The organism is Streptomyces europaeiscabiei (genome assembly GCF_036346855.1).
Lineage (GTDB): Bacteria > Actinomycetota > Actinomycetes > Streptomycetales > Streptomycetaceae > Streptomyces > Streptomyces europaeiscabiei.
On the sequence record NZ_CP107841.1, the window covers coordinates 5,188,009 to 5,201,320 of the forward strand.

General features: G+C 70.6%; 9 protein-coding genes. 6 read left to right on the top strand and 3 right to left on the bottom strand.

Features of this window, described 5'->3' with window-relative positions:
- Positions 1-60 precede the first annotated feature (60 nt).
- The 6 genes from OG858_RS22745 (at position 61) to OG858_RS22770 (ending at position 6,989) form a co-directional block, all read left to right on the top strand.
- Positions 61-909 (top strand): M24 family metallopeptidase, encoded by an 849-nt coding sequence (locus OG858_RS22745; protein ID WP_319314907.1) that lies wholly within the window; start codon positions 61-63, stop codon positions 907-909.
- Entirely contained in the window at positions 906-2,690 is a 1,785-nt protein-coding gene (locus tag OG858_RS22750) for an SDR family oxidoreductase (RefSeq protein WP_328544529.1), read from the top strand. The genes OG858_RS22745 and OG858_RS22750 overlap by 4 nt, the downstream gene beginning before the upstream one ends.
- A gap of 695 nt (positions 2,691-3,385) precedes the next feature.
- The gene (locus OG858_RS22755; protein WP_408059483.1) at positions 3,386-4,336 is read left to right on the top strand and encodes a MerR family transcriptional regulator; all 951 of its coding nucleotides are present in this window, start codon (positions 3,386-3,388) and stop codon (positions 4,334-4,336) included.
- Positions 4,337-4,459: 123 nt separating this feature from the next.
- Positions 4,460-5,008, top strand: coding sequence for an RNA 2'-phosphotransferase (locus OG858_RS22760; protein ID WP_327724460.1), 549 nt, complete (start codon positions 4,460-4,462; stop codon positions 5,006-5,008).
- Between the two features lie 36 nt (positions 5,009-5,044).
- A complete protein-coding gene (locus OG858_RS22765; protein ID WP_319260234.1) occupies positions 5,045-5,947 on the top strand; it encodes an LLM class flavin-dependent oxidoreductase in 903 nt (300 codons plus the stop codon).
- Positions 5,948-6,119: 172 nt separating this feature from the next.
- Positions 6,120-6,989 carry an HAD family hydrolase gene (locus tag OG858_RS22770; RefSeq protein WP_086747021.1) on the top strand — a complete coding sequence of 290 codons (870 nt, stop codon included), beginning with the start codon at positions 6,120-6,122 and terminating at the stop codon, positions 6,987-6,989.
- 118 nt (positions 6,990-7,107) lie between these two features.
- On the opposite strand, the gene OG858_RS22775 is transcribed toward OG858_RS22770, so the two are convergent.
- The 3 genes from OG858_RS22775 to cydB all read right to left on the bottom strand — a co-directional run bounded on the left by OG858_RS22775 (position 7,108) and on the right by cydB (position 13,292).
- Positions 7,108-8,172: a M23 family metallopeptidase gene (locus OG858_RS22775; RefSeq protein ID WP_328544527.1), complete on the bottom strand. Its 1,065-nt coding sequence runs from the start codon at positions 8,170-8,172 to the stop codon at positions 7,108-7,110.
- Positions 8,173-8,567: 395 nt separating this feature from the next.
- On the bottom strand, positions 8,568-12,179 hold the full coding sequence (gene cydD, locus OG858_RS22780) for a thiol reductant ABC exporter subunit CydD (protein ID WP_328544526.1): 3,612 nt from the start codon (positions 12,177-12,179) through the stop codon (positions 8,568-8,570).
- Between the two features lie 108 nt (positions 12,180-12,287).
- Positions 12,288-13,292 (bottom strand): cytochrome d ubiquinol oxidase subunit II, encoded by a 1,005-nt coding sequence (cydB, locus tag OG858_RS22785; protein WP_086746998.1) that lies wholly within the window; start codon positions 13,290-13,292, stop codon positions 12,288-12,290.
- Positions 13,293-13,312 lie beyond the last annotated feature (20 nt).

Sequence of the window (13,312 nt, forward strand, 5' to 3'; positions counted from 1 at the left end):
TTCATTGATGTCACATTGCGAACACGGACCGTAGTCGACGGAGACGGGTGGGGCAGTGACATGACCTCGGCACCGACAGGCCGACTCACCGCAGAACTGCGGGGGTTCAGGCAGGTCCAGACCCTGGCGTACGAGTGCGCGGAAGCGGTCGCGGCCCAGCTGAAACCGGGCATGACCGAGCGCGAGGCGGCTCGCATGCAGCGCCACTGGCTGCGGGAGCGCGGCGTACAGGACTGGTTCCACCTGCCTTTCGCCTGGTTCGGGGACCGCACGGCGTTCGTGAACTTCCGTGTACCGCTGCAGTTCTTCCCCACCGACCGCCGCCTCGAAGCGGGCATGCCCTTCATCCTCGACATGGCCCCCATATACAAGGGCCACACGGCGGACATCGGCTACTCGGGCTGCCTCGGGCCGAGCCCTCTGCACGACAAGCTGATGACAGACCTTCGAGCACACCGCGAGCTGATCCTGCGCGAGGTGCGCGAGCGTCGGTCGCTGCGCGAGATCTACGAGGACGTGAACCGGCTCATGATCCGCCAGGGATATGCCAACCGACATCGCGCCTACCCGTTCGGCGTCATCGCGCACAAGGTGGACCGGGTGAAGAAAAGCCGCTGGTCACCGCATGTTTTCGGGTTCGGCACACAGTCCCTGAAGGGCCTGGCGGCCGATGCGCTGCGCGGACACCGCGACGGCTGGTCGCCGCTGTGGTCGCCGTACCGGTTCTCCGACCACCCACCGCGGCCTGGGCTGTGGGCGGTCGAGCCCCACCTCGGCTTCCGGGGCACGGGCGCGAAGTTCGAGGAGATCCTGGTCGTCACCGACTCCGCAGATGCTGAGGAGAACGCGTTCTGGCTGGACGACGATCTACCGCACGTCCGGCGGTGGGCGGAGGAGAAGTACCGATGACCGAAGGGGGAGACGTGACGGACACGGTGACGCTCGAAGGCGCGCGGGAGCGCCGGGTGCGCTCGGGCGGGGTCGAGTTGTGCGTCGCCGAGCTGGGCGACCTCGAGCAGCCGACCGTGGTACTCGTGCATGGTTACCCCGACACCAAGGAGGTCTGGTCCGAGGTCGCCGTGCGGCTCGCGGAGCGCTTCCACGTAGTGCTGTACGACGTGCGCGGCCACGGCGGATCGACGGCACCCGAGCCATTGCGCGGCGGGTTCACGCTGGAGAAGCTGACGGACGACTTCCTGGCGGTCGTGGACGAGGTCAGCCCCGGCCGCCCCGTGCACCTGGTGGGGCACGACTGGGGTTCCGTGCAGGGCTGGGAGTTCGTGACGGTCGAGCGCACCGAGGGGCGCGTCGCGTCCTTCACCTCGATGTCCGGCCCTTCCCTCGACCACATGGGGCACTGGATCGAACGGCGGGTGAAGCGCCCGACCCCGCGCCGTATCGGTCAACTCCTCGGCCAGGGCGCCAAGTCCTGGTACATCTACGTGCTGCACACGCCCGTGCTGCCCGAGCTCGCATGGCGAGGCCCTCTCGGCAAACGGTGGCCCGGCCTGATCCGGCGAGCCGAGAAACTGCCCCGGGGTGACTACCCGAGCTCGTCGCTGCCCACGGACGCCGCGCACGGGGCATGGCTGTACCGGGACAACATGCGTGCCCGTCTGGCCCGCCCCCGCGACGACGCGTACGCCCACGCGCCCGTGCAGCTCATCACACCTCTGGGGGACCAGTTCCTCTCCGAGCAACTCTACGAGGACCTTGAGTCGTGGGCCCCGCAGCTCCTCCGCCGCACCCTTCCCGCCAAGCACTGGATCCCACGTACGCGGCCCGATCAACTGACGGCCTGGATCACCGAGTTCGTCACGGCAACCGAGGGTGGACGCCCCGCACCGGTGGCCACCGGGAAGTACACGGACCGCTTCGGTGGGCAGTTGGTGCTGGTCACCGGTGCGGCCGGCGGCATCGGCCGGGCCACAGCCTTCGCGTTCGCCGAGGCCGGGGCACGCGTCGTCGCCGTCGACCTGGACGCCGAAGGAGCGGCCCGCACCGCGGAGCTGTCCCGGCTGATCGGCGCGTCCGAAGCCTGGGCCGAGGCGGTCGACGTCTCGGACGAGCAGGCCATGGAGAAACTCTCCGAGAAGGTCGCCGCCGAGTACGGCGTGGTCGACGTGCTGGTGAACAACGCTGGAATCGGATTGTCAGGGTCCTTCCTCGACACCACTCCCGAGGACTGGCGGAAGGTTCTCGACGTCAATCTGTGGGGCGTGATCCACGGCTGCCGGCTGTTCGGCAGGCAGATGGCAGAGCGCGGCCAGGGCGGCCACATCGTCAACACCGCCTCGGCCGCCGCGTATCTGCCCTCCAGGTCGCTGCCCGCTTACAGCACCTCCAAGGCGGCCGTCCTGATGTTGAGCGAGTGCCTGCGCGCGGAGCTGGCCGGGCAGGGCATCGGGGTGTCGGCGATCTGCCCGGGCATCGTCAACACCAACATCACCTCGACCGCGCGCTTCGCCGGCGTCGACGCCGAAGAGGAGAAGCGCCGTCAGCGGAAGGCCACGAGGCTGTACGGACTGCGGAACTACCCGCCGGAGAAGGTCGCGGACGCCGTCCTGCGCGCGGTCGTCCGCAACCAGGCGGTCGTCCCCGTCACCCCGGAAGCACACGGCGGCCGCTTCATGTCCCGGTTCGCCCCGCGGGCGCTGCGGGCGCTCGCCCGACTGGAGCCGCCGCTGTGAGGCACCGGAACGAGCAAAACGAGAACGGGCATCACGTGGTCGCCCCGCGCAGGGTCTCCCTCGACGGCGCCGGTGTGCGGGCCCCTGATCCACCGGAGAGATGGGTCAGGGCCTCCCAACCGCCCCTGGCCGCGTTCTGCAGATCAAGTCGTGGGGGACCCCGCCCCACCAGGCCTGAAACACGGACGGGATCCGTGCCGCCGCTTTGCCATGAAGACGGGCGACCAGCGCACCCAAGACCGTTCGGGGTGTGCCAGTGGCCGGGCCCGCTTCTGCCACCGTCAAGGAACGGTTCATGGGGCAGAAGGCTCCCCAGGGAAGTGAGTTGCCCCGTAGGCCCGACGGATCACGAGCATGGCGGTCCCCGCGTCCCGGCGCTACACCGACGGACGCGGGGGCGCTGCCTGTCTCATACGGCACGACACGAACTCGCTGGACGCCTGCGCCACTCGCTCGCCGCGCACAACAGGGCAGTACGCAAGGGCCTGTTCCCATGTGGAGGATGCTCGGCGCGGGCATCCAACCACTATCTGCACCGCTCCTGCCATCCGTCACAGGAGCGGTAGCTGCGCAGGGCGGTCGAGTATCCGGCGAAGCCGCCCACGGCACGTACGGCAGCGGGCGCGAGTGCGCGGGGAAGGCGTCGGCGTAGCCGTCGGCGGACGGCATGGCGAGGCAGAAATGGAGGCACGAGGATCTTGAACGACGAACCGGCCGGGGCCGCGTATCGCATCGAGGATCTGGCGCACCTCAGCGGTGCCACGGTCCGGACGATCCGCGCCTACCAGGACCGCGGACTACTCCCCCGCCCCGAGCGGCGCGGCCGGGCGAACGTGTATTCGGACAGACATCTGACCAGACTGCGCCAGATCGCCGACCTGCTCGACCGCGGCTACACCCTGGCTTCCATCAAGGAGCTTCTGGAGGCCTGGGACACGGGCCGCGGACTCGGCGGGGTACTCGGCCTGGCCGCGGAGGTCGACGGGCCGTGGACCGACGAGAAGGCCGTACGGATCTCGCGGGCCGAGATGGTCGAGCGGTTCGGCGGCGCTCCGGACGAAGCGGCGGTGGCGGACGCGGTCGAGCTGGGTGTACTGGAGCAGGTGCCCGGGGAGGAGGACCTCTTCCTCGTGCCGAGCCCCCAAGAGCTGGCTGTGGCTGCCGAGTTGCACGAGGCCGGGGTACCGCTGTCCGCGATCGCCGGTCATCTACGGGAGTTGCGGGGACAGGTGGAGCACATCGCCGCTCGTTTCCTGGAGTTCACCACCGAGCACCTGTTCGCTCGCTACATCGGGGTGCATCAGCCACCGACCGAGGCCGACGTGGTCAAGGCGGCGACGCTCGTACGACGGCTGCGGCCGCTGGCCCAGCAGACAGTGGACGCCGAACTCGCCCGCGCGATGCGACTGTTCGCGACCCGGCAGCTGCGTCGGCACCTGGACACCGAACCGGCCGCCGAACCTGCGGACGACGTGCGTTCCGTCCGGATCCCGGCGTCCACAATGCGAGCCGTGGAGAAGCTGGTTGGTCCGGCGCAGACTTCGGCCTTCATCACGGCGGCAGCCGAACGGGAGGTACAGACGCGCACCTTGGACACCCTCGCGGCAAATATACATAAAGGTAATAAAATTGACCAATCGCCCTGAATTCTATGACCAGTTGTCCACAGAATCCTCAATATCCCTGTGGATAACTACACTTGGCTGTGGATCAAACATCCGGATCAAAATCAAGTGCGTGACGCGGGTCTCGCCAGGCACGCTGACGGGATGAACGAACGACGTACCGTGAGAGTGTCGAAGTACCTCTCCAAACACCTCCGACACCAGCCGGAGCGCATCGGACTCACGCTCGACGAGGGTGGCTGGGTCAGGATCGACACGCTCATCGAGGCTGCCGCCGCACACGGCTTCGGCTTCACCAGGGCGGAACTCGACCACGTGGTCGAGGCCAACGACAAGCAGCGCTTCGCCGTCGAGGGCGACCGGATCCGCGCCAGCCAGGGCCACACCGTCGAGGTCGACCTCGGCCTTCCCCCGGCGACCCCGCCGCCGTACCTCTACCACGGGACCGTGGCGGCTTATCTGGGCGCGATCCGCGCCGAAGGCCTGCGCGCCATGAACCGGCACGACGTGCACCTCTCACCCGACCGTGAGACCGCCACCCGCGTCGGCGCCCGCCGCGGCCGGCCCGTCGTGCTCTCCGTGGACGCGGGTGCCATGCACCGCGACGGCCACGTCTTCCGTGTCAGCGACAACGGGGTGTGGCTGACGGAGGCAGTTCCGCCCCGCTACCTGCGGTTCCCCGAGCCGCACTGAGCGGGACCATCCGACGGCTGCCCTTACGCTCGACGTATGAGTCTGCGTCTGAGCACCGTGATCCTGCCTTACCTCCGCTGGCACGAGGGCGGCCGTGACACGTGGCAGCGGGCCGAGCAGCTCGGGTTCCACACCGCGTTCACCTACGACCACCTGTCATGGCGGACCTTCCGGGACGGGCCGTGGTTCGGTGCCGTGCCGACCCTGACCGCCGCAGCCGCCGTCACCGACCGTCTGCGCCTCGGCACGCTCGTGACCTCGCCGAATTTCCGCCACCCGGTGACCCTCGCCAAGGAACTGATCTCCCTCGACGACATTTCGGGCGGCCGGGTAACCCTCGGTGTCGGTGCGGGCGGCACCGGCTTCGACGCCACCGCGCTCGGCCAGGAGCCGTGGACGCCGCGTGAGCGCGCCGACCGGCTCGCCGAGTTCGTCCCCCTCCTCGACCGGCTGCTCACCGAGGACTCCGTCTCGTACGAGGGCGACCACTACTCCGCCCACGAGGCGCGCAACATCCCCGGCTGCGTCCAGCGCCCCCGGCTGCCCTTCGCCGTGGCCGCCACCGGGCCGCGCGGGATGCGGCTGGCCGCACGGTACGGGCAGGCGTGGGTGACCACCGGAGACCCCAAGCTCTTCGAGGCGGGCACCCCCGAGCAGTCGGTTCAAGCCATTCGCGGGCAGGTCGAGAGGCTGGCCGACACGGCCGCCGCGCTCGGCCGGGACGCGGCCCGGCTCGACAAGATCCTCCTCACGGGTTTCACTCCGGACCGCGGTCGACCGCTGGCGTCCCTGGGCGCATTCGTGGACTTCGCGGGACGCCACGCCGAGCTGGGCTTCACCGACATCGTCATCCACTGGCCGATCCCGGACTCGGACTTCGCCGCGGACGAGAAGGTCTTCGAGCGGATCGCCATGGAGGCACCCGCTCAGCTGGCCTGAGAGCGCCCCCGAGCGTCGCGGCCGGGGCGTGCACGGCCCAGCACGGCCCTCTCCGTAGGAGCGCGGGTCGGCCGCTCGTGACAGCGCTCGTAGCGGGCGGCCCAGGGCGGTAATCACTCACCTGTGCAGGCGCCCGCACGACCGTGCGCGCATATGCGCGACAATGGGGTCCGTGACCTCAGCGACGAGACAGCCCGAGACCCCGGCCCCGACCGTCCCGCTCCGGCTGATAGCCACGGATCTCGACGGCACCCTGCTCCGCGACGACAAGTCGGTCTCCCCCCGCACCGTCGCCGCCCTCGCGGCCGCCGAGGAGGCCGGCGTCGAGGTCTTCTTCGTCACCGGGCGCCCGGCCCGCTGGATGGACGTGGTCAGCGAACACGTCCACGGCCACGGCCTCGCGATCTGCGGAAACGGCGCCGCCGTGGTCGACCTGCACGGCGGCCCGGGCGCCCATCGCTTCGTCAAGGTCCGCGAGCTCGCGCGGGCGAACGCCCTCGACGCCGTGCGGCTGCTGCGCGATGCCGCGCCGGGCACGGTGTACGCGGTCGAGCAGACGTACGGCTTCCATCAGGAGCCCGAGTACCCGAGGCTGCACATGGAGATCCCCGACGCTCTCGCGCCCGCCGAGAAACTGCTTGCTCCGGGCGGTGTGGCCGACGACGAGCCGGTGCTGAAGATTCTCGCGTACCACCCGTCGATCGACCCCGACGACTTCCTCGCCACCGCCCGTCTCGCCGTCGGCGACCGTGCCACGATCACCCGATCCAGCCCCAGCGCGCTGCTGGAGATCAGCGGACCGGGCGTCTCCAAGGCCAGCACCCTCGCCCTGTCCTGCGCCGAGCGCGGTATCTCCCACGAAGAGGTCGTCGCCTTCGGTGACATGCCGAACGACGTCGAGATGCTCACCTGGGCAGGTCGGTCGTACGCCATGGGCAACGCGCATCCGGACGTCCTCGCGGCGGCCTCCGGCCGAACCGTGGCCAACAACGAGGACGGGGTGGCGGTCGTGATCGAGCGGCTGCTGGCGGAGCGCCTGTAGCCGGAGGCCGCCGACCCACCGGCGCCACTCCGCTCACGACCGCCGGGCTGCTGACGAGGCAGTGTTCCGCTCACGAGAGCCCCTTCGCCCACGGCCGACCCCGTACCGGGACAGTCGGCTACAACTCCACCCCGTGGTTCCGCAGCCACGGCACGGGGTCCACACCCGATCCCAGCTCCGGGGTGACCCGCACCTCGAAGTGCAGGTGCGGTCCGGTGGAGTTGCCGGTGGTCCCCGACTGGCCGAGCCACTGCCCCGGGGCCACCCGTTCGCCCTGGTCGACGGTGACGGCGGCGAGGTGCGCGTACTGCGTGTAGTAGCCGTCCTCGTGTTCGACGACGATCTCGATGCCGAAAGCGCCCCCGCACGAGACCTTCACCACACGCCCGGCCCCGACGGCCCGCACCGGCGTGCCGATCGGCACCGCGAAGTCCTGCCCGGTGTGCTGACCGGCCCAGCGCTCACCGCCGCTGCCGTAGCCCGCGGAGAGTTCGTACGTGTCCACAGGCGTGACCCACGTGTTCGAGAGCGCACCAGGCGGCTGGTCCAGCCTGACGGCTCCCCGGCAGGCGCCGGCCGCGACCGCGGCGTCGGCCTGCCCCTGGAGCGTCCACTGCGCCTCTTCGAGCTTCTGTCGGATCGCCTGCTTGCTCTCGGCGAGTCCTGTCTTCCGCTCGTCCAACGCCCGCCATGCCGCAGCGGCCTTCCCCTCGTCCTCGGCGAGCCTCGCCTCCGCGCGACGGTTCTTGGTCACGGCGTTGTTGACCGCCAGGTCGGCCTGCCAGACGGCCCGCTGACCGCGCATCAGCTCCTCCGGATCCTCCGCGAACAGCATCTGCGCGGTGTACGGCACCCCACCGCCCTCGCGGTACTGGGCGCGCGCGATCCGTCCGAGGGCAGCGTTCAGCACCGCGATCTGCTTCCGCTCCCGGGCGAGCAGCGTCTCCAGTCGTTTCGCCTTCGTCTTCTGCGTCTCCGCCGCCCGCCGCCCCGCCTCGTACCGTTGCGTAGCCACCGCCGCTTCCTCGAACAGGCGCGCCACCTGGCCGCTCATCCCTGCCTCGGCAGGCGTGCCCGGGGCCCCACCACCGTCTCTGTCGGCCACCGCCGGTCGGGGCACCAGAACCGCCGAGGCGCACAGCAGCACGACGACGAACAGCGGGTGTCGGCCAGAGAAGCGCATGTCAGCGATCGTGGCCCGTGCCTGGCACCGCCGTCCTGTTCGAGTCGTACGGCTGGGGGACGCCGTGCCCCGGACGGGTCAAGGAGCTGGGCCGAACAGCGGCTCGGCTGCGGCGTGTTCGGCGCGGGGACTCGCGGACGTGGCTGAGCGGTACGAGACGGGCCTGGACGGAAGAGGCCGCGAAGGAAAGAACTTGAGGGAACTGCGCCGGAGCCGCAGGCCGGCGACCGATCGGACGTCCGATGTCACTCGGCATCGGTCTTGGTCGACGGTCGGGCCATACGACGGCGGCCCGATGGCAGAGGACGGCAGAGGACGGAACAGCAACCCCAGGGGCCGTGGCGCGCGGTGAGCCCCTGTCGCACCCCCGTCGTTTCCCGACCGCAGCGAATCACTCAGACCCCGGCCAGTAGTTCCCCCGCCGCCTCCCGCTCCACCATCGCCCGCAAGGGACCATCCACCACGGCCAGTTCCGCGTAGGCCCCGCGCTGCGCGACCCGCCCATCCGCCAGCACGACGACCTCGTCCACGGCGTCGAGACCGGCCAGCCGATGGGTGATCAGCAAGGTGGTACGGCCCTCGGTCGCGGCCAGCAGGTCCGCGGTGAGCGCGTCGGCCGTCGGCAGGTCCAGGTGTTCCGCGGGCTCGTCGAGAACGAGGACGGGGAAGTCGGCCAGCAGCGCGCGGGCGAGGGCGAGCCGCTGACGCTGGCCGCCGGACAGCCGCGCCCCTTGTTCGCCGATCAGGGTGTCCAGCCCGTCGGGCAGTTCGTCGGCCCAGTCGAGCAGCCGCGCCCGCGCGAGCGCGTCCCGCAGCTCCTCCTCACCCGCGCCCTTTCGGGCGAGCAGCAGGTTCTCCCGGACCGAACTGTCGAAGAGGTGCGCGTCCTGGGCGCACAGCCCCACGAGCCGCCGTACAGCGTCCCCGTCGAGCGTGTACGCGTCCACGCCGCCCAGCGTGTACGTCCCTTCCCGCGCGTCCAGAAAGCGCAGCAGCACCTGTGCGAGCGTCGTCTTGCCTGCCCCCGAGACACCGACCACCGCGATCCTGCGCCCCTGTTCGAGCGTGAGATCCAGCCCGGCGAGCGCGTCCCGGTCCTGCCCGGCGTACCGCGTGCCGAGCCCTTCGAGCCGCAGCGGGAACGGCGACACCGGCGCCTCGGCCGACGCCTCCGGTTCGCGTACGGGGTCGGGTGCGTCCAGCACCTCGTACACACGCTCCGCGCTCCTGCGCACCCGCTGGCGGAACTGGACGGCCAGCGGTATCCCGAGCACCGCCTCGAACGCGGCCAGTGGGGTGAGCACGACGACGGCCATGGCCACACCGCTCAGCCGCCCGTCACCGACGGCCTGTGCGCCGAAGAGCGCGGTGACGGCGACGGTGAGCCCGGAGACGAGCGCGGTGAGCCCGTCACCGAGCGCGGTGGCGGTGGCGGCTCGGGAGGCGATCCGGGTGAGCACATGGTCGGCCTGCCGTGCCTCGGCGATACGCGCCGGCAGGGCGCCCGCGACCGTCGACTCGGCGGTGCCGGTGAGCAGATCGGCCACGCGGGTGGCGAGCACCCCCCGGGCCGGCGCCAGCCGGTGCTCCGCCCGCCGGGCCACGGCTCCGGTCACGAGGGGTACCCCCGCCCCGGCGGCGAGCAGCCCGACGGCGAGAGCCATGCCGGCCTCGGGCAGCAGCCAGGCGGTGAACCCGACGGAGGCGGCGGAGACGGCCGCCGCGGCCCCGGCAGGCAGCAGCCAGCGCACCCAGTAGTCCTGCAGGGTGTCCACATCGGCGACCAGCCGCGAGAGCAGATCACCCCGCCGGGTCGTCCGCAACCCGGCTGGCGCCAGCCGCTCCAGCCGCCGGTAGACGGCCACCCGCGTGTCGGCCAGCATCCTCAGCACGGCGTCGTGCGACACCAGTCGCTCCGCGTACCGGAACGTCGCCCGTCCTATCCCGAACGCCCGCGTCGCCGTCACCGCGACCATCAGATACAGCACCGGAGGCTGCTGCGAGGCCCGCGAGATCAACCACCCGGAGGTCGCCATCAGCCCGACGGCACTGCCCAGCGCGAGGCTGGACAGCAGCAGGGCGAGGGCGAGCCGACCCCGGCGCGGCCCGGCCATGTGGCGGACGCGGCCGAGTACACCTCGCCGGGAGGCGTGGGGCATCGTGTCGGGGCGAGGCACCGTGCTCCCGGCTCCAACTGCAGCGAGGGGCGCACGCACGGCGGCAGTTCTCTCGTCGTCCGCACCGACGGGCCGCACGACCGCCGTTCCAAGAACGCCGGACTCGCCCAGGGGCTCCCCTGTTCCTCCCCGGAGCGGCCCGAGCGAACCGGCGGGTTCCCTCGACGAAGGCTCCTGGATGGGCAACACCTCAGCCGCCCGCCCCTCCAGCCGCACCACCCGATCCGCCACCCGCAGCAGCGCCGGCCGGTGGACCACCAACAGCACGGTCCGTCCCACCGCCAGCCGCCGCACCGCGTCCACGACCTCTGTCTCGGTCTCCCCGTCCAGCGAGGCCGTCGGCTCGTCGAGGAGCAGCACGGGCCGGTCGGCGAGGAACGCACGGGCGAGGGCGAGCCGTTGCCGCTGTCCGGCAGAGAGGCCGGCGCCGTCCTCACCGAGGACCGTCTCGGCCCCGGCGGGCAGCGCGTCCACGAACTCCAGCGCCCCCGCGTCGGTGAGCGCCCGCCGTACCGCCGCCTCGTCCGCGTCCGGACGGGCCAGGCGTACGTTCTCGGCGATCGACCCGGCGTACAGGTGCGGCCGCTGCGGCACCCAGGCCACGCGCGAACGCCACTCGTCCAGGTCGAGCGAGGCGAGATCGGCTCCCCCGACCCGCACCCCGCCCGCCGTCGCCTCCGTGAACCCCAGCAGGACATTCAGCAGCGTCGACTTGCCCACACCGCTCGGCCCGACGAGGGCCACCGTCTCCCCGGAGGCCACCGTGAGGGAAACGTCCGAGACCGCGTCGTACGACCGCCCGGGGTACCGGACGGTCACCCCGTCGAAGCGGATGTCACCGGCGGACGGCACAGCCCCGGCCCCGGGCATCGGCACCGGTGTCTCCAGGACCTCGAAGATCTCCTCGGCCGCCGCGAGTCCCTCGGCGGCCGCGTGGAACTGGGCGCCCACCTGCCGGACCGGCAGATATGCCTCGGGGGCCAGCACAAGGATGACCAGCCCGGTGTACAGGTCCATCTCGCCGTGCACGAGCCGCATGCCGATGGTGACCGCGACCAGTGCGACCGAGATCGTCGCCAGCAGCTCCAGCGCGAAGGACGACAGGAAGGCGATCCGCAGCGTCCGCATGGTCGCCTGCCGGTACTCGCCGGTGATCCGCTTGATCGACTCGGCCTGCGCCTTGGCCCGGCCGAACACCTTCAGCGTGGGCAGCCCGGCGACGACGTCCAGGAAATGCCCCGACAGCTGTGACAGGAGCCGCCACTGACGGTCCATCTGCGAGCGGGTCGCCCAGCCGATGAGCACCATGAAGACCGGGATCAGTGGCAGCGTGCCGACGATGATCGCCGCAGACACCCAGTCCTCGGTGACGATCCGCGCGAGCACCGCGACAGGCACGACGACGGCAAGGCCCAGCTGCGGCAAATAGCGCGAGAAGTAGTCGTCGAGCGCCTCGACCCCCCGGGTGGCGAGGGCGACCAGCGAGCCGGTGCGCTGCCCGCTCAGCCAACCGGGCCCCAGCGCGGTTGCCCGCTCCAGCAGCCGTCCCCGCAACTCCGACTTCACCGCCGCACTCGCGCGGTGAGCGGCCAGCTCGGTGAGCCAGGAGACCAGGGCCCGCCCCAGCGCGACCGCCGCCAAGAGCAGCAGAGGAGTGCGGAGTTCGGTGACCGGCATCCCGTGCTGGAAGGCACCGACCACCACTTCCGCGATGAGCATGGCCTGAGCGATGACCAGCGCTGCCCCGACAACACCCAGGCCGACGGCCACCACCAGGAAGAGGCGGGTGGCGCGGGCGTATCGCAACAGTCGTGGGTCGATCGGTTTCACGTGAAACACCCTCTTCTCGGCAGGCATGTTTCACGTGAAACATGCCTCTTCAGGCCGAGGATGGATGTTTCACGTGAAACATCGTCAACCACCCATCCCCGCCGGGACTCAGTGCGCCGACTCGGCGATGTGCTGTGTACCGATCCGCTTGCGGAACACCCAGTACGTCCACCCCTGGTAGAGCATCACGACCGGTGTGGCGATGGCCGCGCACCACGTCATGATCTTCAGGGTGTACGGGCTGGACGAGGCGTTGGTGACCGTGAGGCTCCAGTCCTCGTTCAGCGAGGACGGCATGACGTTCGGGAAGAGCGTGAGGAAGAGCATCGCGACGGCAGCCACGATGGTGACCCCCGACAGGGCGAACGCCCAGCCCTCACGCCCCCCTTGCACCGCCGCCAGTGCCGTCACGAGCGCGGCGACCGCCACGACCGCCGCGAACAGCGAAACGCCGTCACCCTTTTCGATTTGGGTCCAGAGCAGGAAGAGCAGCGCCAGTCCGGCCGACACGGCACCGACGCGAAGCGCCAGCTTCCGCGCCCGCTCCCGGATGTCCCCGACCGTCTTGAGACCGACGAACACCGTTCCGTGGAAGGTGAACAGCGTCAGCGTGACCAGACCGCCCAGCAGGGCGTACGGGTTGAGCAGATCCCCGAGAGTGCCCACGTACTCGAAGTCGCGGTCGATCTTGACTCCGCGCACGATGTTGGCGAAGGCCACGCCCCACAGGAACGCGGGGAGCAGCGAGGTCCAGAAGATCGCCGTCTCCCAGTTGCGCTGCCAGTTCTCCTCGGGCCGCTTCACCCGGTACTCGAAGGCGACACCACGGACGATCAGACAGACCAGGATGAGCAGCAGCGGCAGGTAGAAGCCGGAGAAGAGCGTGGCGTACCACTCGGGGAAGGCGGCGAAGGTCGCGCCGCCCGCCGACAGCAGCCACACCTCGTTGCCGTCCCAGACCGGCCCGATGGTGTTGATGAGGACCCGCTTCTCCGGACGGTTCCGGGCCAGCAGCTTGGTGAGGACACCGACCCCGAAGTCGAAGCCCTCCAGGAAGAAGTAGCCGATCCAGAGGACGGCGATGAGGACGAACCAGACGTCGTGAAGTTCCATGACTGTGCTCCCTTGGCCCG

Bases quoted from the DNA above. Each gene is read 5' to 3' on its own strand.
- OG858_RS22775 (WP_328544527.1), bottom strand. From the start codon at position 8,172: ATGCGCTTCTCTGGCCGACACCCGCTGTTCGTCGTCGTGCTGCTGTGC.
- OG858_RS22745 (WP_319314907.1), top strand. From the start codon at position 61: ATGACCTCGGCACCGACAGGCCGACTCACCGCAGAACTGCGGGGGTTC.
- OG858_RS22750 (WP_328544529.1), top strand. From the start codon at position 906: ATGACCGAAGGGGGAGACGTGACGGACACGGTGACGCTCGAAGGCGCG.
- cydB (WP_086746998.1), bottom strand. From the start codon at position 13,292: ATGGAACTTCACGACGTCTGGTTCGTCCTCATCGCCGTCCTCTGGATC.
- OG858_RS22765 (WP_319260234.1), top strand. From the start codon at position 5,045: ATGAGTCTGCGTCTGAGCACCGTGATCCTGCCTTACCTCCGCTGGCAC.
- OG858_RS22760 (WP_327724460.1), top strand. From the start codon at position 4,460: ATGAACGAACGACGTACCGTGAGAGTGTCGAAGTACCTCTCCAAACAC.